The sequence below is a fragment of the Brevibacillus laterosporus genome, from assembly GCA_007833815.1.
Taxonomy (GTDB): Bacteria; Bacillota; Bacilli; order Brevibacillales; family Brevibacillaceae; genus Brevibacillus_B; species Brevibacillus_B laterosporus_D.
Map to the genome: position 1 here is coordinate 2,324,066 of CP033464.1, position 20,582 is coordinate 2,344,647.

Sequence of the window (20,582 nt, forward strand, 5' to 3'; positions counted from 1 at the left end):
ATGGCTGATCGTTTAATCCATCTGATCGTTACCCGACAAGACACACCTGAATCCACGCCTTATAAAGAAGAGTTTAAAATTCCATATCGTCCAAATATGAACGTAATCTCTGCTTTAATGGAAATTCAACGCAACCCAGTTAACTCCCAAGGACAGAAGACTAAACCTGTCATCTGGGAATCCAACTGTCTAGAAGAAGTGTGCGGTGCTTGCTCGATGGTGATTAACGGAAAACCACGCCAAGCCTGTTCCGCTCTGATCGATAAATTGGAACAACCAGTGCGTATTGAGCCAATGAGTACGTTCTCTGTACAACGTGACTTGACAGTAGATCGCAGTCGTATGTTCGATGCCTTAAAACGTGTTAAAGCTTGGATTCCTATTGATGGAACACATGATTTAGGACCAGGACCACGTATGGCGGAAGTAGATCGCCAATGGGCATATGAATTGTCTAAATGTATGACATGTGGCGTATGCTTAGAAGCGTGCCCGAACGTTAATGATAAATCACCATTTATTGGTGCATTTGCGATTTCTCAGGTACGTTTGTTCAATGAGCATCCAACGGGGCAAATGAACAGGCATGAACGTTTAGATTCCTTGATGGATGAGGGTGGCATTAGCTACTGCGGTAACTCGCAAAACTGCGTGCAGTCTTGCCCGAAAGGTATTCCATTGACTACATCAATCGCTCATATGAATAAAGAGACAACTAAGCATGCGATAAAATCATTCTTCTTCTCGTAAGCGAGAAGGTAGGTACTTATTTGATTCGCAAGAAATATATTTATTTCAGTAAAAGCCTTCTCAACGCGAGAAGGCTTTTTATTTTTTCTCTTGAAAAAATTGGTAGTATGCTTTTAGCCCTTTGTATTCTTACTGGCGTATACCCATAAGCTTCCTTTGGCAAACTGATGAAGATACTACATGAGGAATTTTCACCAGGAGGGGGCTGCGTATGAAAAATCAAATGATCAAAGTGATTTGTGCGGGTGCAGTTGTACCGTTGCTATATTATCCAGTCAGTTACGTTGAAGCAGACACAGTTTTACATAACCACACGACTATTGGTAACACGCAGCAAATAATTTCACGTGAGCAAATCCATAAGGATATTCGGGAGGCGACTAAGGCTTCCGTTTCTCAAAAGAGAGGCGGTCATTCCCCGGGCAATCTTTTCAGCTTGTTTCAGAACCAAGCAAACGAATGGAATGCCCTAAAGCATGTGATAAAAGGGGAAACGGTGTCTAAAGCAGGAAGACCAACTTTGTCCATGATAGAGGCAGACAGGGCCTGGCAGGAGTTAGGTGTAAAAGGGGAAGGTATGCTCATCTCCATTGTTGACACAGGTATTAATCATGAACATCCTGATTTTCCAGCGCCTAAAGATCAAAAAGCGGCACAACAAAAATCTGGATCCACTCAAAAAGTGATAAAAGGTTATAACTGGGCCGATCGCAATCAAATAACTCAAGACGTTGGGGAATCTCAACATGGTGTTCATGTAGCGGGAATAGTAGCTGGGAATGGCAAAGTAAAAGGGGTAGCACCAGAAGCTCAACTACTTAGTGAAAAAGTTTTTAGCAATTATCAAGGCAGTATTTCGGGTCTTAGTGAATCTATTTTGTTTGCTATGACAGATTCTATTGCGAAAAAAGCGGATGTGATCAATCTCAGTCTCGGTTCTTCGGCTGGCTATGTAGACGAGACGAATACTGAGCAATATGCAGTGAAAAATGCTGTAGATAGCGGTGTTGTTGTAGTAGCAGCGGCTGGCAATGACTCTTATTTTGGCAGTGATAAAGTAAAACAAACCAATCCAGATTACGCAATGATCGGGACACCTGGATTAGCTCCAGATGCGTTTAGCGTTGCTTCCGTCAATGCTACGACTCTTGCTGGTAATAGTTTTGCGCTAGAGGGTGTAGATCAGTTGGCACGGGTGGTCTATTTGACGGGAATTCCAGCTAGCGGAAGTGCTTTACAACCAGAACAGTATTTGTCACAGCCGCACGAAATGGTGTATGTGGGGAAAGGAAAGAAGGAGGATTACTACGTTAGTGTCAAAAATAAAGTTGTTTTAATTGAGCGTGGAGAGATTACCTTCGATGAAAAGCTGCGTCTGGCAAAGGAAGCGGGTGCAGCTGGAGCTCTTATTTATAACAATCAAGCGGGCCCTTTTATTATGAGTGGAAATGAGAGTAAAAACATTCCAAGCGCTTCCATTCTACAATCAATGGGTGAAGCAGTGGCAACGAAATTAAAAAAAGGTAAAAAGGTAAAAATTACCTTCGATGGTCAGTTTGCACAAAATGAGTTGCCATATCCAGAAGGTGGAACGATTTCTTCCTTTACTTCCTGGGGACCTACACCAGATCTACAATTTAAACCGGAAATAGCTGCACCTGGTGGTGGAATTCTATCCACTGTTTCCCGTGAAGGGTATGGGGTGAAGAGTGGTACTTCTATGGCAACTCCACATGTTGCAGGATCTATGGCTTTACTGAAACAATATTATAAAAAGCAAGGGTATACATTAGAGGGACGAGAGCTGGTCGAGACTTTAAAAGCAGTAGCCATGAACACAGCTCAGCCTGTCCTTGATCCTCGTCGCACCATCAAAACGAAGACTAAAGATAAGGCACACCCAATTCCTTATTCACCTCGGGTGCAGGGGGCAGGAATCATGCAAGTAGTTAAGGCGGCGAAAACCCCTGTTATTATTACAAATAAGTCGGGAAAAGCTGGCGTTTCTTTGGGGCAGATTGGGGAGAAGAGAACGTTTGATCTTGTTATTTCTAACAAATTTGGCAAAGAGCCACTTACTTATACGCTAAGCGACGAATTCGGTGTGTTGACTGATCAGGTAGAGAATGGTCACTTTAGCATGAAGGATACTCGGTTAGCTGGAGCCAAGGTTCATTTTCAAACAAAAAGCGTCACAGTAGCTCCAGGGCAAAAACAAGAAATACAGGTGACCGTAACTGTGCCAAAGACTGCTCCTAAACAGATGTTTGTAGAAGGCTACTTGCTATTTACGCCTAAGCAAACTCATGTACCTGCCCTACGAGTCCCTTACTATGGTTTTTATGGGGAGTGGAATGAACCTAGAATTATGGATGCTCCAATGTGGCACACAAAGAGTCAGGAAAAGCTAACTGGTGTCAAAACGACATGGTATCACGATAAAGAAAGCGACAAATGGCGTTTTCGGGATGCATTAGGTGTAAATGGTGTAGATGAGAATGGAAATGTTTTGATCGACCCAGATCATATTGCCTTTTCACCCAATGGAGATGGTCATTATGACAAGGCTGCACCATCTATTACATTTTTACGTAATGCGAGGGAGCTTTCTATTAATGTCACGGATACAACGGGTAAAGTTGTTCGATCCCTAGTAAAGGATGGGAAAGTAAATAAATTTGATCAGTCCAAAAAAGGGGATTCCTATTTCTTTACGGAGAAAGAAGAGTGGGCTTGGGACGGAATGATTTATTCCTCAGACAAAGGGGCATATATACCGGCGCCTGATGGTGCATATCGATTTGTCATCCGTGCCAAGAATGATGCTGTGAACGCAAAATGGCAGACTCTGACCTTACCTGTCCGTGTGGATCGTCAAGAGCCACAAGTAACTGCTCAGTTAAATAAAAACAAACTTCAGTGGGAGAGTAAGGACAAAGACGTTCAGGGCTACCTGCTGTATGTGGACGGAAAGAAAACAGGAGGACCTTATGCACCGACTATTACACAAGCAGTAGTTAGCCAGCCGCATAAAAAAATGACGCTTGTTGCCTATGACTATGCTGGTAACACCTCATACACTCATATCAATGGACAAAGTGATACGACACCACCGGGCATTGAATTCCCTGATCAGATCTTTCAACAAGTCATGGTAAGCAATCAAAATCATGTGGCTATCCGTGGCACAGTGACGGGTGAAGATATGATGGATCGTGTCAAAGTTACGATCAAGGATCAATCTGTAAAAGTGGAACAAGACGGGCGGTTTCAGACCGTGCTGGATTTGCCAGAGGGTATTCAATATGTACCATATAAGGTGACGGATGCATTTGGCAATACCCGTGAATTTACTCAACGTATTATTGTGGATAAAACACCGCCCATTTTGCAAATGGTAAACGATGGAAACGAAGATATTATGTTTGACGCTTCTAGCAAAAAAATCGTGATTCCTCTGCGTTTGATGTATCGTGATATAAATTACAAAGGGAAACTAAAGATAAATGGTGAAATTATCGCAAGCTGGGAAGAGGATCAGATTGAGAAGCCTGTTCACAAATACTTTTCGCACCCAATTGCACTCAAGCATGGGGAAAATAAAGTTCTGGTTGAGGCGATGGATGAAGCGAAAAATCTGACGACCCAATCCATTGTATTCTATGCAGATGCAACGATCGGAACAGTGGTTTTAATGCAGGACCAAAATCGTATTACTTACAATGCTCTTCCTGCTAAACCGCTTTCTGTGGGTTTCACCAAGCCTAGCTACGAAGATACGGCAGGTTCTACCATTCAGGTGAAAGGCAGAGTCATAAAACAATATAATACAGAGCTATCCTTCTACTATGGAGAGCAGCGCCTTTATGGTGATGTAAGTGATCAAGGAGATTTTCTCTTAGAAATTCCACAAGTAAAAGAGGGAAAAGAGACGATTACGGTAGTTGCGCACGATCTATTAGGACGTGAAACGAAGGCCCAGGCAATTGTAACAGGCATTAAAATACAATCACAGCGCTTAAAGCCCAATCTGCAAGAATAAGAGGGGCCATCCCTGCACCATGAGAGTGACCATTAGAATCGTGGTCACTCTTTCTTTAATCAAAAAGAGGTGAGGCTTTTGTTTTATCACGGTATTCATGTCAAATATGTCGTTTCGCATTATCCAATCCTGTCGCCAAGACGGACAGCCCCCTATAAACATGGAAAAGACTTATCTGATAGGATGCATTTAATTGAACAATTCGGGATTGAACCTATTCATTTGCTGGAAGAGAGCTGTGATTATTCACAGGACATTTGCTTACGAGAGTGTCGCCGCTTTGGTAATGTGGTTTTTTCCTTTCAAACGCTACCCATTCCCTTATGGCAATTAAGTAAACATGAAATAGCCGTACCTATTCTTGATTTACGAGAAACAGTAGCTATTTATGCAACAGAGGAGCATGAAACGATTAGACGTTTATTTCCTTCCATTCCTTATTTGATCAAGTAATCCTAAGTGTCACCTTGTTTTTACTTGAGATTACATACTTGGTAGAATCTCCCCACATAGAATTAAAAAATCTATTGATAATGATTATCATTCGTATTATAATGTGTTACGAACTTATTTCTATTTCTAACAATCGAGGGGAGACTTTATGAAAAAGTCCATTTTTGCTTTATCAACAATGTTTCTAGTAAGTGCATCACTTCTTGGGTGTACTCAACAAGCCCAACCAACACAGACAGATAAACCAGCGGCCCAAGCAGAGGCTACGCCAAAGGTAGAAGAAAAAACAGGAGCTAGCGATGCTTTGAAAAGTGTAGCTGAAGCTTATCGAACATATTCTATTGATCAAATCGATCAATTTGTGGCATCCACTGAGAAATTCGTTACCGCGGTGAAAACAGGAGATTTGGAACAAGCGAAGCAATTATACGCTCCATCACGTATGTTTTATGAACGCATTGAGCCAATAGCAGAATCATTGGGAGATTTGGACCCTAAAATAGATGCTCGTGAAGGAGACGTACCAAAAGAAGAATGGGCAGGTTTCCACAAGATTGAGCAAGGTTTATGGGTAAACAAAACCACGAAAGGCTCTGAAAAAGTGGCTGATCAGTTGTTAAATGATGTGAAATTACTACGTGCTAAAGTAGAGACAGTGGAAGTGACACCAGAACTCTTAGTAACCGGTGCCGTTGATTTGCTAAATGAGGTATCTTCCTCCAAGGTAACAGGGGAAGAGGAGCGTTACTCACACACTGATCTGTATGATTTCGCTGCCAATGTAGAAGGCGCGCAAAAAATTTATGAGCTTTTGCAACCAACATTAATAACGAAGGATCAAAAAGTATCGGATGAGATCAAAAAACGTTTCGATGAAGTATTCGCACTATTAGCCCCTTTTAAACAGGGTGAAAATTACGCTTCTTATACTGAATTAAAACCGGATCAGGTTAAAAAACTTAGCCAAGCGATTGATGCACTTGCTGAGCCACTGTCCAAAATTGGTGTTGTGTTGGAGGGATAGACCTTATGAAAGAAGAACGTGAGAAACAACAACAGAACACTACTTCTAATCAGGAAGACACAACACTTTCTCGCCGAGACATGCTTAAAATGGTAGGGATGGGTGGACTGGGGCTTTTAGTCGGGGCAAGTGGAATGGGTGGTGTAATTGCAGCAGCTAACCATTTGCAAAGTGAGCCTGCCAAAACAAAGGGAAAATCAGGTCAAACGAAAGATGATATTGTTCCCTTCTATGGAGAATATCAAGCAGGTATTACTACCGAGGTTCAAAATTTTGCTTATGTAGCTGCTTTTGACCTAGATACAACCAAACGTTCAGATGTGATAGAACTTTTTAAAGATTGGACCTTGGCTACAGCAAACATGACACAGGGTCTACCGGTGGAGGATACTAAGACAAGTCAGTATCTTCCTCCGGTGGATACGGGGGAAGCAGAGGGACTTGCTGCTTCCCAGCTTTCCATTACGTTTGGCGTTAGTGCCCAGTTTTTTGTAAAAGACGGCATAGATCGTTATGGAATCAAAGCTAAACGTCCGCAAGCGTTGATCGAGCTACCACATTTTGCTCAAGATGATCTTCAACCAGAATGGACGGGTGGAGATATTGTTGTGCAGGTATGTGCTGATGATCAGCAGGTGGCGTTTCATGCGTTGCGCAATTTAATAAGAAGAGCGAGAGGCATCGCTACTATGCGTTGGAATCAAGCGGGTTTTCAACGCACCAAGCAAGCTGACCTAAAGGGAGAAACAGTGCGTAATTTGTTTGGTTTTAAAGATGGCACAGGTAATCCTAATGTGAAGGATCCAGCACAACTTAATCAACATGTCTGGGTACAGCCTATTGATGGGCCAGAATGGATGGTAGGCGGTTCCTATATGGTGTTTCGCCGCATTCAGATGCGTATCGAAGTATGGGATCGTACCAACCTGAACGATCAAGAACAGACATTTGGTCGACATCGAGCTAGTGGTGCTCCTTTAGGGGGAACAGACGAGTTTGAGCCATTACAGCCAGAGAAATTACCGGATGTTTCCCATGCCCGGATTGCACATGGAGATGGTTCGATCAAAATTTTACGCAGATCCTACTCCTATGCAGATGGTATGGATGGGAAAACGGGAGCGCTCAATGCTGGTCTACTCTTTCTAAGCTATCAGCGAGATCCGATCAAGCAATTTATCCCTATGCAACATAGATTGGCGAAGAACGATAAGCTAAACGAGTACATTGTTCATCGCGGAAGTGGTATGTTTGCTTGTTTCCCTGGAGTTAAAAAGGGTGGTTATATAGGTGAGGGCTTGTTCCGTTAAACGTAGATCTATAACGAGTAGGAGTTGTGAGCCCCATGTGGTTTTCTAAAAATAAACAACGTGTCATGGCCATTTTTATGGTGGCTTGCTTTTTGTTGTCGGTAAGTATACCAGTTTGGGCTACAGAAGCAACGGATCGTCTCTTTGTCACGATGTCTGATGCTTTCTTGAAGACGAAACAACAAGATTGGCCACACGTAGAAACAACAATCAGCACTTTTGCTCTAGAGTGGGCTAAAGAGAGAATGGATATTCCTCAAGCAAAAGAAGTGGACAACGCGATCGCATACGTACAGACGGAGTTACAGAAAGAGGCAAAGGACGATAAGGCTATTTATGCCGGCCTACAACAATTGTCTAAAGCGTTGAGAACGTATGAAGAAACGATAACTCCAAAAAAAGAGGAGAACCTAGAGAAGCTTAAAGCTGTCCTTGCCCAACTGGAAAAATGGCAAAAAGATGTAAGCCAACAGAGCCAGCCAGAGATGCTCAAGGCCTATCAGTCCTTGGATAGAAATTGGACTAAGGCAGAATTAATTGTTCGAAACAAAAGCATCATGGCATATGGAGATATTGAGAAGCAGATGGCTTTCGTGCGTATTGCGTTAAATGCCGAGCCGCTTGATTTGAAAAAAGTAGCTGAAAAAATGGATGGACTCCACCAGTCTATCCAAGCATTTTTAGATGGAAAAACAAGTGGAGAGGCCCCAGCAGAAGGAACGTACTCCGTTCAAAGCTTACTAGATATGCTTTCGACTTCAATCTCTGCTATTGGGGCCAATGATAATGCTACTGCTATTGATACCCTTAATCAATTTTTAACGATTTGGCCACTGGTCGAAGGTGAAATTATGACGAGGGCACCTAGCTTATACGCAAAAGTGGAGAATGAGATTCCACTAGCTATCAGTGAACTTAGCTCTCAGGTTCCTAAGACTTCACAGGCAACTGATCGATTGGCACAGCTACAGATTGATTTGGCTCCGTATGTGTCGAGTGGCTCTTACCACATGTGGGATGCTGCGGTAATCTTATTGCGTGAAGGATTCGAGGCTTTAATAATTGTAGCAGCCTTACTCTCCTTTTTGAGAAAAACCAACCACGCCCATCAACAAAAATGGATATGGGCAGGTGTGGGTGCTGGGATAATATGTAGTGGTTTGTTGGCTGTTGGTATCCAGATGTTCTTTTCTCAAGCGACAGCAGGTGCTAGCCGCGAATATTTAGAAGGTATTTTCGGGATTGCGGCTGTTGTGATGATGGTGCTGGTAGGGAACTGGTTACATAATAAATCCAACATACAGAATTGGAATGTTTACCTTAAAGGCCAAGTGGAATCAGCAGTTGCTAAAGGTGGGCTATGGGCCATGGCAACCGTTAGTTTTCTAGCTATCTTCCGTGAAGGAGCAGAAACGGTTATTTTCTATATCGGGTTAGCTCCATCCATTACGATGAAAGAATTGCTTACGGGGATCGGTCTTGCGCTAGCTATCTTGGTGGTTGTTGGATTTGTGTTAATTCGTTATAGTGTAAAACTGCCGATTCGACTATTCTTTACGACGGCCACCGTTGTTATCTATGCGCTAGCTTTCAAAATAGTTGGAGTTAGTGTTCACGCATTGCAAATCACCAAATCTTTACCTGTCCATCCTTTAAGCCAGGTACCTTTGTGGGAAGGAATCGGGTTATTTCCAACCATGGAAACAGTGCTGGCACAAGGAGTTTTACTGATAGTCGTGCTAGGTGTGTTCGTTTGGACACACAAACGGGCTAAAAAACCCGTGATTCCTGCATAAGAGAAATAGGAGCAAAGAGAGAGTCCGATCAGATTAAGTGATCGGGCTTTTTCTCTCTATTCATTTTCCATTGACCTTGTCCGAAAAGAAAGGTACGATCAAAAAAAGATTGGAAGCGACTCTAATTAGCATTTGGTTTATCCCGAGGGAGGATCATCAGCATGAAAATAGCCAAGGTTATTAATAACAATGTGATCAGCGTGTACAACGATCAAAATAAAGAACTGGTTATGATGGGCAGAGGAATTGCCTTCCAGAAGCGCCCAGGTGATGTAGTCGAAGAAGAGAAGATCGAGAAAATTTTCACATTAGAAAATAAGGATATCTCCGAGAAGTTTAAAACATTACTTTATGAAATCCCGATGGAGTATATGGAAATCTCAGAGGAAATCATTCATCATGCTAAAATGAGTTTCGGAAAAAAGTTAAATGAGAGCATTTACGTTTCCCTTACTGATCATATTTACTTTGCCATACAGCGAAACAAAGACGGATTAGATATTAAAAATGCCTTGCTTTGGGAGATCAAAAGATTGTATCAAGACGAATTTTCAGTTGGACAAGAGGCAGTTAAACGAATCAAACAAAAATTGGGAGTTACACTACCTGAGGATGAAGCAGGATTTATTGCTTTACACATTGTAAATGCTGAATTAAACGAAGAAATGCCAACGATTGTTACCATCACGAAGGTTATGCAAGAGATTTTAAATATCGTTAAATATCATTTCAACATTGAAGTAGATGAGGAATCGTTGCATTATTATCGGTTTATTACACATATAAAGTTTTTTGCTCAACGATTGTGTAAAGAAACCTACATGGAGAGCACCGATGATTTTTTATACGAGATGGTCAAGAGCAAATATCAAGAAGCTTATGAGTGTACGAAGAAAATCAAGCGACATATCCATAAGGAATACAAGCATGAGTTGACTAATGAAGAAGTGCTTTATCTAACGATCCATATTCACAGGGTTGTAAACAAAAAATAATGATGAAAGCGTTGACATTTATAAAAGAGCATGATATTTTATAAGTAACTTAATAAGACATGTTCTTATTTATTAGGATTGTTACTGGTTAAGCAGGCAAAACCTAAATGGTTGTCTATTTATATAGACAGCGATTTAGGTTTTTTTAATTTCATACTACTAGGATTGTTACTGGTAAGCAGGCAAAACCTAAATGTTTATTCATGTACGAGATTATTCTCGGTACGTGTGTAGATGTTTGGGTTTTTTTACAATCACGAGATGATGCAAATCTTTTGATCAATTGGGCCCATTGAACAAGTGCATTGCCTTTATCTCACACATGTTGGTAAAAAGGATGTGTTTTACTATGGATAAGGAAAAAGTAGCAAAGGAAATTGTAGCGCTTGTTGGAGGAAAAGAAAATATTGCACATGTCACTCACTGTATGACGAGATTGCGCTTTAATTTGCATGACGATCAGCTTGTTAATAAAGAGCTGCTGGAAAAGACAAAAGGTGTTATGGGTACCATGAAAAGCGGAGGGCAATTCCAGGTCATCATTGGAAACGATGTGGCAGAGGTTTATAAAGAGATGGTAAAGAGTACGAATTTGATTGAGAGTTCACAAGGAGAACATAAGGCTCCAAAAAAGAAGCAAAACCCGATAAGTGCTATTTTTGATGTCATTGCGGGTGTGTTTACTCCGATTCTACCAGCTATTGCTGGTGCAGGGATGATTAAAGGTCTCTTGTCTTTGGTGGCAACCTTTGGATGGATGTCTCCAGATGATAGTACCTATATGATCTTAAGTGCGATTGGAGATGGTGCCTTCTACTTCTTACCGCTCATCTTGGCATTTAGTGCGGCAAACAAATTTGGAAATAATCCTTTCGTTGCTGTTGCCGTTGCTGCTTCTGTCCTACATCCTCAGTTGACAGCCTTGTTAGGAACAGGTCAAAACACTAGTTTTCTTGGCATGCCGGTAACAGCCGTCACCTACGCTTCGTCGGTGATTCCAATCGTCATTACGATCTGGCTAGCATCTTATGTAGAAAAAGCCGTAGATAAAGTCATTCATAAATCAATGAAACTGATTTTGGTACCAATGCTTACCTTACTTATAGTAGTACCCCTTATGCTAATAGCAATTGGACCGATTGGAACCATTATCGGTAACGGTCTTGCCTCAGGAATTACGGCATTGTTTGATCATGCAGGACTTTTTGCAGGATTGCTGCTTGGCGGAACGATGTCACTCATTATTATTACTGGTATGCACTATGCACTGATACCGATTATGATTGGTTCCGTTGCTCAGCTTGGCTACGATTACATCTTTCCCATGATGTTCGTAGCTAACTTGGCACAAGCGGGTGCAGCGTTTGGGGTATTCCTTAGAACACGTAACAAAGAGTTTAAATCAATCGCAATATCTACTAGCATAACTGCAACGATGGGAATTACTGAGCCAGCGATGTACGGGGTCAACATGAGACTGAAAAAGCCATTCATTGCGGCGTTGATCGGTGGGGCAGTCAGTGGAGCCTTTATCAGCTTGTTTAAAACAAAAGCGTATATTATAGGTGGAAATGCAGGATTGCCTGGCCTACCTGTCCTCATCGGCGAGACATTCTTGTATGCCATTATTGGTCTTATCATTGCTTTTGTTGTCGGAGCAGTTGTGACGTACCTTCTTGGATTTGTTGATATTCCAAGCGACAATGACAAAGAAGAACCGACAGAGAAAGAAGGGACAACAGAGCATGTTCTTATAAAAAGTGAAGCGATTTACAGCCCATTAGCTGGAGTCGTCCACCCATTAAAAGAAGTAAGTGATCCTACCTTTTCCAGAGAGATTATGGGAAAAGGAATGGCGATTGAACCTGCGGAAGGTCGCGTTGTCTCTCCTGTGAATGGAACGGTTGTTTCAATCTTTAATACGAAACATGCCATAGGTCTAATCAGTGATGAGGGAGCGGAGGTATTGATTCACATCGGGATTGATACCGTCAAATTAGAGGGCAAACATTTTACAGCCCATGTGCAAACAGGCGATCAGGTCAAGGTAGGAGAGCTGCTCATTGAATTTGATCTTCATGAGATTAGACAAGCAGGGTTTGAGACGATAACTCCTGTGATAATCACTAACACAGATCAGTATCCAGAAATTGAAACCTCTTCTCAACCAGCTATAAAAGAGAAAGAGCTTTTGCTTACCCTACGAGCATAGCTGACAACAAGTTACTATTTACAACCTATGTTTATAACGAAAATTTGCATAGATGCAACTCTACTTATAAGGAGGAAACAAGTTATGACGCAAATCGTGAAGAAATTTCCAGAAGGCTTTCTATGGGGAGGAGCAGTAGCAGCCAATCAGCTAGAAGGTGCTTATCAAGAGGGTGGCAAGGGTCTTTCTACAGCAGATGTGTCACCACGTGGCATTATGTATCCACATGATGAATCCATGGAAGGGTTCTATCCGTATCATGAAGCAATCGATTTCTATCATCGTTATAAAGAAGACATTGCTTTGTTTGCAGAAATGGGCTTCAAATGCTTCCGTACCTCAATTGCATGGACAAGAATTTTCCCGAATGGAGACGAGCTTGAGCCAAACGAGGAAGGATTGCAATTCTATGATAATTTGTTCGATGAAATTATCAAGAACGGCATTCAGCCAGTTGTGACTATCTCTCACTATGAAATGCCACTTTATCTGGTGAAACAATACGGTGGATGGAGAAATCGTCAGTTAGTTGCATTCTATGAACGCTTTGCCAAAACGGTCTTTAATCGTTACAAAGATAAAGTGAAATACTGGATGACTTTTAACGAGATTAATGTTGTGCTACACGCACCTTTTACGGGTGGTGGGCTTGTATTTGCAGAAGGTGAAAATCAGAAGAATACGATGTATCAAGCGGCTCACCATCAGTTCGTGGCAAGTGCTTTGGCTGTAAAAGCATGCCATGAAATCATTCCAGATGCTCAGATTGGCTGCATGCTTGCATACTTGCCAACCTATCCGCTGACAAGTAATCCTGAAGATGTATGGAAAGCATTTACGGCAGATCGGGAAACATTATTCTTTACAGATATTCAAGTGAGAGGTTACTATCCTTCTTACACGAAGCGTTACTTTGCCGAAAATGATATTAAAATCGCCATAGAAGAGGGCGACGAAGAGCTTTTGCGCACGTATAAAGTAGATTACTTAGGCTTTAGCTATTATGTAAGTAGAACGGCAACAGTAACTCCTGAAAAAGCTGATTCAACAGACGGAAATCTAATTATGGGTGGCGTGAAAAACCCATATTTAAAAGCAACCGATTGGGGATGGGAAATCGATCCGAAAGGTCTGCGTATTGCTCTTAATATTTTGTATGATCGTTATCAAGTACCATTGTTCATCGTTGAAAATGGACTGGGAGCTGTTGATGTAGTAGAGGAAGGCGACATCGTTGTGGACGATTACCGTATTGCTTACTTGAAGGATCATATTGTTGAAATGAAGGAAGCGATTGCGGATGGTGTTGATCTGATAGGCTACACAACGTGGGGACCTATTGATTTAATTAGTGCATCCACTGCTGAGATGAAAAAACGTTACGGTTTCATCTATGTAGACAAGGACAATGAGGGAAAAGGAACACTGAGAAGATTGAAAAAGAAAAGCTTTTATTGGTATAAAAACGTAATTGCTAGTAATGGAGAAGTGCTAGACTAAAATGAAAAGGCGCTAGGTTGTTTATAACCTTTGCGCCTTTTTTTCATTCTGATAGAAATGTGATAAATAAAAATAAAATATATAGAGTAGTCTAGAAGTTTGATTCATGATATAGTACGCTCTTAACAAGGTGGAGGTGTAAGAATTGTTCAAATTTTTAAAACAAATAATAATCATGCTCATTCTGGTGATTATAATGGCAGGATTACCACAGATGCTTGCCATTAACGAAGACGGATTACTGTTCATAACGCCAGAAAACGTAATCTTACAAACAGGGGCGCTCGTACATGATGTTTCCAAGGGCACCTTAGGAAAATACGCATCGGGTGAAAATATACGCAATATTTCAGATGATATTTTTCCTTTTGCCAAACAATCATTTATTCTTTTGCTTTCCAGTTTGCTTGTAGCGATCGTTGTCAGTGTTTTGTTCGGATTGTTCCTGCACAGGTGGCGTGTTATTACTTGGATTAAAAAAATATTTGATTTTTTTTCCATTATTCCTGATTTTATTTTAATCCTGTTCTTTTTATTTACGTCGGTTACCCTCTACAAGGCAACAGGTATTCGTCTGATTACAATCTCACCGTTAAGCAAGGATTTGTCAAAGATCTGGTTCCCGGTGTTTGTTCTATCGATTGGACCGATGTTGTATTTGGTGAAACTGGTCGATCTGAAATACAAGCAAGTCGGTGGAGAGGATTACGTGCGAACAGCCGTAGCAAAAGGGCTAGGCGGATTACATGTTCAATTACACCACATGTATAAAAATATAAAGCCTTTTTTTGTTGCTGATTTAAAGAAAGCGATCTCGATCTCCGTGGCCAATTTATTTATCGTGGAATATCTCCTAAATGTGTCAGGGATAACCCGGTTTATTTTTGGATCGTACCAATTTAATGTAGTGGTGATTGGTTTATGTATTTTGTTACTCATTACAGGTCTTGTCTATGCGATCATTCGTTTTCTCCTATATTTGTTCGAGCGAGGTTTTATTTATGAATAAGAGAAAAGGCAGAATTTCATTATGGTTGGGCTCCATTATTGTGGCCGTGCTATTCATGCTTGCCATTTTTGGTCCAATATTTGCTCCTTATGATATAGCGTTTCAGGTAAGAGCGGAATATGTGGAGGTAAATGGTGTGAAGGTCATTGTTTCACCCCCATTACCACCTTCTGAGAAATATCCACTAGGGACCGATAAATGGGGCCACGATATGCTCACCATCTTGTTATATGGTGCAAAATATACTTTGTTTGTGACAGTTGCTTGTGCGCTGTTACGAGTTGTGTTGGGGATGATTATTGGACTTAAAATAGGGATGGCAGATCGTCCGCAGAGATGGTGGCTCAGCCTAGAGAATGCTTGGGGGCATGTTCCACTGTTTTTGCCCGTATACTTTTTGTTGTATCGCATTAATGTGAATTCACCGTTATCATCCTTTTTTTTAGTGGTCATATTCGTTGTTGTTGTATCAGTGCTAGGTATTCCTAGTGTTGTATCATCTGTTCGGCAAAAGACAGAGCAGTTGAAAGAAGTTCCTTTTGTGACGGCAGCCATTTCTCTAGGGGCCAGCAAAGATCACATCATGCTTCGACACATTCTTCCTCAAATAAAAGAGCAGATTATGATGCTATTTGTTATGGAAATTATCGGTGTCATGACGTTGATGGGACAACTAGGTATTTTTAACCTGTTTATTGGTGGCACAATCGAGCAATTTGACCCGAGTATTTTTCTGACCAAAACATATGAATGGGCGGGGATGATCGGGCAAGCACGTTCTTTCCTACAAGCTAATCAATGGATTTTCTTTTTACCATTAACCGCTTTTATGCTTGCAGTCTTAGGATTTACTTTGATTGTCAACGGATTGAAAAAACGGTATGAAGAGGCTTATAATCGGACTCCTTATGTGTAGGGGAATGAAAAAACCCCCCCTTCTCTTCAATCATTCGAAGAAAAGGGAGGCATTTCACATTAGCGGTCAAATTTTTAATTCGCCAAGTCGCACCAATTCGACTACGGCTTGTGACCGCCCCTTCACGCCTAATTTTTGCATGACGTTACTGATGTGGTTTCTGACTGTTTTTTCGCTGATGAAGAGTTGTCCTGCAATCTCTTTTGTGGTCTTATCCTGGACCAGGAGTTCAAACACTTCTCTTTCGCGATTAGTTAATAACGGTTTACTTTGGTCGCTACTCTTCAAAACGTGCCACCCCTCCTTGTGGGCTCTACAGGAACAAGGTTGAGGGATACAGTCACCTTATCCTATGTCAGGGGGAGTGTGTTGGTGCCGAAGTAGCAGGCTTTTTAGGCTTTTGCCTTACATACTATTCATGGCGTTGGGTGCGGGTACCTCGGCCCCATTCATTTTCATATGTTATCAATAAATAATGTAAAAATTTCGTCTCCTACAGCCAGCCCTTCTTCATTATTGCAATGCAAAATCTCATCCTCAGAGATGCCCTTTGCAAAACATTTTGAATATGATATGGTAATACTTAAATCGTAAGAATGAAAACGAAATAAGCGTGTACTAAACGGGGGCCGAGCAAATACGGCTGAGATTGTAACAGAACGCGTTACTAACCGTAGAACCTGAACTGGGTAATGCCAGCGGAGGGAGAGGTAGCTGACTTCAAGTGCGAAAGCCGTAGCTCTATCATTGGGATGGGGTTTTATCGCCGAGTTGAGAACCATCCGTCTAGGGTGGTTTTTTTGTGTACAAAACATGGAAGACACTTTCCACAACCAACAAGGAGATACAATCTGCTCTTATTTTTATTTTTGCTCTACAAATACTTGAGTTGGACGCTGTCTGTTCTCTGCTGCTTACATACAAATTGCAACAGAACGAGGAGGAAAAGAAATGTCACGAACACGATTGGTAATCATGATGGAAATAGCTATTATGGCGGCGATTGCTGTTATTTTAAGCAAGGTAAAATTATTTGCTATGCCCCAAGGAGGTAGTGTATCTCTAGTAATGGTCCCAATAGCCCTGCTGGCTTTTCGCCGTGGATGGGTTGCGGGTATCATTACAGGTGGGCTTGTAGGCATGGTCAAATTCTTTTTTGGCGGTGAGATGGTTCATCCGATTCAAATGGTGCTAGACTATCCACTCTCGTATGCCGTGTTAGGGTTTGGAGCGTTCTTGTACGCGAGTAAGACACATAACAAAGCAACTAAAATAGCATCAATTTGGGGTGGATTACTAGTTGGAATCGCTTTATGTCTGGCGATCCGCACGACTTCAGGAGCGGTCTGGTTTGGTAGCTATGCACCAGAAGGAACACCTGCGACGCTTTATTCACTTATATATAATGCGACCTATTTGGTTCCTGAGTATGTGATAACAGCTTTAGTGGTGACGTTACTAGCAAATGGAGCTCCTCAATTGTTTCAACAGAATGCGGGCGCTTATCGCCGTATATAAACAAGTGGGGGTTACTAGTACCAGTAATGGTTTACCTAAAAATATTATTATTTTGTTGTGGTCCCCATTAATGTAAGCCGAACTGGGTCAATCACGGTATTGGCGTCAAACAAGGGAAGAGTTTTATCACGCTGAGTACGAAGAGAATACCATAAATGTGTCGGCGGTCCATCATGGCAGAAGCATTTTCTGTCTTATAAAGTTACATACTTGTAAGATAACTGAAAGGTAGTTCGATAGTACGATCTCTTCTCCTCTAGTAAAATAAAGTCATAGCAACAAAACATGAAGGAAGAGGAGGCCAAGAACATGAAAATGCGATCTATGTACAAATTAGTGAAAACGGTGATGCTAGCCTTGTTTGCTACAAAAAACCTCCTGGAAAAAGAGGAAAAATATCAGGAAGTTGTAAAAGTAGCATCATAAAATTAAGATGATATAATTAATAATATGAACATTAAGAGTATTTAGTGTTCTAAACAAGAAGCTAGAAGCCTTTTTCATACCAATACAAGAGCGAAGGTTCGAAGGAGCTTTCGCCTTTTTTCATGTTGAAAAAGATAAAAAAGGTACTATTACTATTGACGTATAAAGTTAGAGAAAGTTATAAAATTGTGTAAATTGGAAAAAACTATCAATATTTTGCTCTTTCATTCTTTAGTGCTTACTACTAATAAAAGCATTACGCTATACTGAGGATTGAAGGCTAGGAGGGATCGTGGATGAAAGAGGAGTTCTGGAAGGCGATAGTGGAATGCGATCCAAATTATGATCGCCTATTCTTTTATGGCCTTAGCACGACGGGGATCTTTTGTAAACCGTCATGCAAATCAAGGACACCCAAAAGAGAGCATGTGAAGATTTATTACGCGGCGCCCGATGCCATTGCTGCAGGTTTTCGTCCTTGCAAGCGGTGTAGACCATCTGAACCTACATGGAAATCAGCGGAAGAAGATGCGGCAACCCGTCTGCTAGAGATGATTCACGATTGCTATAATCAACCCGTAACTCTGCGTGAAATGGCGTCACGTCTCTATGTGAGTCCTTTTTATTTGCAGCGTTGTTTTTCTCGTTGCATGAAGATAACACCCGGCAAATATTTAACGCGCATTCGAATGGATGAAGCGAAAAAGCAACTATTGGAAACAGATCGGAATGTTTCGATGATTGCAAGCGGAGTGGGTTTTCGCAACAGCGCCTATTTTGCCGCTGTTTTCCAGAAAGAAACAGGTTGTACACCTACTCAGTACCGGTTACAGCAGAAAAAACAGGAAAAAACGGGAACAACCCGCTAATTGTACCTGCTGTATAACGGGGGCACATACATATAAACAAAATGAAACAACAGATGGAGCGTTTCTGTAAGAAATCAGAAGCGCCTTTTTGTACGATTGGAAAAGATGGAGACCAGACAAAAAGCACCCGCTTGTCGTGCTGTGAATTGCACGTAACAAAGAGGTGCTTTTTGTCGTGGCTGTGTTTTACTTTTTTTTACCCATGATCCGTTCTAAAAAGTAATCGACGGTTACGGCCAGGATGCCTACAAACAATGGAGTCAATGAGGTTAACATGACACCAGGAATCCATGTTGTATGCACAAGATAAAAAATAAAGGTAGTTGCTAAAATTTCAGGTATCAATTTCCAACTTCTTGAGATATGTAGTCTTTGCAATATGTATAAAAGGACTGGTTCAAGAATTAGTTCGTACAGCATTAACAAGAAAAAGGAGACGACTGCAAAGGAAACGAGTACCCAGAAATAAGATTTGTCGACAAACATAGGAAATAGAAAGCCGACTGTCCAGAGAATCGTAACCAATAAGAATACAACGATGGCGCCCGAGAACAAGACAAGCAAAGTTGCGATAGCGATTGCTAGGCCATTAATCCAGAACCCACCCTCCTGGCGATCCCCACCCGTCACAGCGCGTCGAAATAAAAAGAGTCCTGCCGTTGCACACAAGCCCACCATTATGGCAAAAGTCATGTGGTTTGTCATATGTATCACCTACTATAAAAATAATACGTAGCAGGAGAGTAAAACGTTACAACGAAGCGGGGTAAAACGTAACCTTTCAAATTACGCCAAAGCCTTACTGGACCCAAGTCGTTTTTTGTGCAAAAGGTATCCGAGAGGTACGAGGTGTGGCTCCGTCAGTTGGATAGCCAATGAATAAAGAACCAATCACTTTCTCCTGATCAGATAATGACAAGAAAGCTTTCAAACGTTCATCTCTTGCCAGACCTACACCGCGTGTACGCCACACAAACCCAAGTCCTAGTTCCGATGCCATTAGCCACATAGAATGAATGGCGCAACTTACGGCATATTCATTATCAAGTGAGGAAGCTTCGTCTCCTTCTATGATTTGTGACGTAGCGACTATAATGAGAGGAGTTGCTAGGACATTCTTCATGGATTCTTCTACTAAATGAGGCTTGGTAGGGAAGCGCTCTAATAAAAAGTCCTGAGCTAGTTGGTTAAATCGTTCCTTGGCAGCATCTTGAATGACATAGAAGTGCCATGGCTCTCGCAAGCGATCATTGGGTGCTAACACAGCCGCTTCTAGCAACTGCTCAATCTTTGCGGTTTCTACAGGTCGCCCATCGTAGGCACGTATAGCTTGACGTTGTTGTAATACAGGTAAGAGAGACATGTTATTCATCCTTTCGGTAATATGATAAGAAAGCTGTGGTATTTCTGATCCATGTATGTTTTTCTTCTTGCATAAAAATGGAAGATTTCTAATAGTATGTCAGTATACGGTCTCCCTTCTCCTGTTGTCCAGTACCCAGTGGGTTAGACAGAAAAGTATGGACAATAAAATGCAAATTGGATTATGATAGAAGCAATCACATAAGCTTGGGAATAAAGGAATTGTTACATGAGAAACGATTCACAAGGGGAAGTTGGTGAAAATCCAACACGGTCCCGCCACTGTAATTGGAGAGCTCGGTTTTGTCACTGGATACACCAAATATCTGGTAAGACAAAAAGGAGCAGGATACGATCCAAGAGTCAGGCTACCCTATTTATTCTAACAACACCGTCAGAC

General features: G+C 41.5%; 16 protein-coding genes and 2 riboswitches. Of the genes, 13 read left to right on the forward strand and 3 right to left on the reverse strand.

Translation table 11 applies throughout. The features are described 5' to 3' along the window. The 11 genes from sdhB (at window position 1) to EEL30_12395 (ending at window position 16,007) form a co-directional block, all read left to right on the forward strand. Window positions 1-750 carry a succinate dehydrogenase iron-sulfur subunit gene (sdhB, locus tag EEL30_12345; GenBank protein QDX93021.1) on the forward strand — a complete coding sequence of 250 codons (750 nt, stop codon included), beginning with the start codon at window positions 1-3 and terminating at the stop codon, window positions 748-750. A gap of 211 nt (window positions 751-961) precedes the next feature. Next, window positions 962-4,792 carry a serine peptidase gene (locus tag EEL30_12350; GenBank protein ID QDX93022.1) on the forward strand — a complete coding sequence of 1,277 codons (3,831 nt, stop codon included), beginning with the start codon at window positions 962-964 and terminating at the stop codon, window positions 4,790-4,792. 78 nt (window positions 4,793-4,870) lie between these two features. Then, complete coding sequence (locus EEL30_12355; GenBank protein QDX93023.1) at window positions 4,871-5,245, forward strand: hypothetical protein; 375 nt, start codon at window positions 4,871-4,873, stop codon at window positions 5,243-5,245. Window positions 5,246-5,393: 148 nt separating this feature from the next. Then, window positions 5,394-6,269: an EfeM/EfeO family lipoprotein gene (locus tag EEL30_12360; GenBank protein ID QDX93024.1), complete on the forward strand. Its 876-nt coding sequence runs from the start codon at window positions 5,394-5,396 to the stop codon at window positions 6,267-6,269. A gap of 5 nt (window positions 6,270-6,274) precedes the next feature. Further along, the gene (efeB, locus tag EEL30_12365; protein ID QDX93025.1) at window positions 6,275-7,579 is read left to right on the forward strand and encodes a deferrochelatase/peroxidase EfeB; all 1,305 of its coding nucleotides are present in this window, start codon (window positions 6,275-6,277) and stop codon (window positions 7,577-7,579) included. Window positions 7,580-7,614: 35 nt separating this feature from the next. Then, on the forward strand, window positions 7,615-9,375 hold the full coding sequence (locus tag EEL30_12370; protein QDX93026.1) for a hypothetical protein: 1,761 nt from the start codon (window positions 7,615-7,617) through the stop codon (window positions 9,373-9,375). A gap of 161 nt (window positions 9,376-9,536) precedes the next feature. After that, window positions 9,537-10,370, forward strand: a complete 834-nt coding sequence (locus EEL30_12375; GenBank protein QDX93027.1) for a PRD domain-containing protein — start codon at window positions 9,537-9,539, stop codon at window positions 10,368-10,370. 349 nt (window positions 10,371-10,719) lie between these two features. Beyond that, the gene (locus EEL30_12380; GenBank protein QDX93028.1) at window positions 10,720-12,582 is read left to right on the forward strand and encodes a PTS beta-glucoside transporter subunit EIIBCA; all 1,863 of its coding nucleotides are present in this window, start codon (window positions 10,720-10,722) and stop codon (window positions 12,580-12,582) included. 84 nt (window positions 12,583-12,666) lie between these two features. Then, entirely contained in the window at window positions 12,667-14,082 is a 1,416-nt protein-coding gene (locus tag EEL30_12385) for a 6-phospho-beta-glucosidase (GenBank protein ID QDX93029.1), read from the forward strand. Window positions 14,083-14,257: 175 nt separating this feature from the next. Beyond that, window positions 14,258-15,091, forward strand: a complete 834-nt coding sequence (locus EEL30_12390; protein ID QDX95752.1) for an ABC transporter permease subunit — start codon at window positions 14,258-14,260, stop codon at window positions 15,089-15,091. Next, window positions 15,084-16,007, forward strand: a complete 924-nt coding sequence (locus tag EEL30_12395) for an ABC transporter permease (GenBank protein ID QDX93030.1) — start codon at window positions 15,084-15,086, stop codon at window positions 16,005-16,007. The genes EEL30_12390 and EEL30_12395 overlap by 8 nt, the downstream gene beginning before the upstream one ends. A 66-nt stretch (window positions 16,008-16,073) precedes the next feature. On the opposite strand, the gene EEL30_12400 is transcribed toward EEL30_12395, so the two are convergent. Beyond that, entirely contained in the window at window positions 16,074-16,295 is a 222-nt protein-coding gene (locus EEL30_12400) for a DNA-binding response regulator (protein QDX93031.1), read from the reverse strand. A gap of 324 nt (window positions 16,296-16,619) precedes the next feature. Then, a riboswitch (TPP riboswitch) is annotated at window positions 16,620-16,731 on the forward strand. A gap of 227 nt (window positions 16,732-16,958) precedes the next feature. On the opposite strand from EEL30_12400, the gene thiT reads away from it, so the two are divergent. Then, window positions 16,959-17,525, forward strand: coding sequence for an energy-coupled thiamine transporter ThiT (thiT, locus tag EEL30_12405; protein ID QDX93032.1), 567 nt, complete (start codon window positions 16,959-16,961; stop codon window positions 17,523-17,525). 722 nt (window positions 17,526-18,247) lie between these two features. After that, complete coding sequence (locus tag EEL30_12410; GenBank protein ID QDX93033.1) at window positions 18,248-18,820, forward strand: helix-turn-helix domain-containing protein; 573 nt, start codon at window positions 18,248-18,250, stop codon at window positions 18,818-18,820. Window positions 18,821-19,006: 186 nt separating this feature from the next. Here the strand turns inward: EEL30_12410 and EEL30_12415 are convergent, their stop codons facing one another. Together EEL30_12415 and EEL30_12420 are read right to left on the reverse strand one after the other, a co-directional pair. Then, window positions 19,007-19,513 (reverse strand): hypothetical protein, encoded by a 507-nt coding sequence (locus EEL30_12415; GenBank protein QDX95753.1) that lies wholly within the window; start codon window positions 19,511-19,513, stop codon window positions 19,007-19,009. A gap of 106 nt (window positions 19,514-19,619) precedes the next feature. Further along, complete coding sequence (locus tag EEL30_12420) at window positions 19,620-20,183, reverse strand: nitroreductase (GenBank protein QDX93034.1); 564 nt, start codon at window positions 20,181-20,183, stop codon at window positions 19,620-19,622. 198 nt (window positions 20,184-20,381) lie between these two features. Continuing rightward, a riboswitch (cobalamin riboswitch) is annotated at window positions 20,382-20,577 on the forward strand. Window positions 20,578-20,582 lie beyond the last annotated feature (5 nt).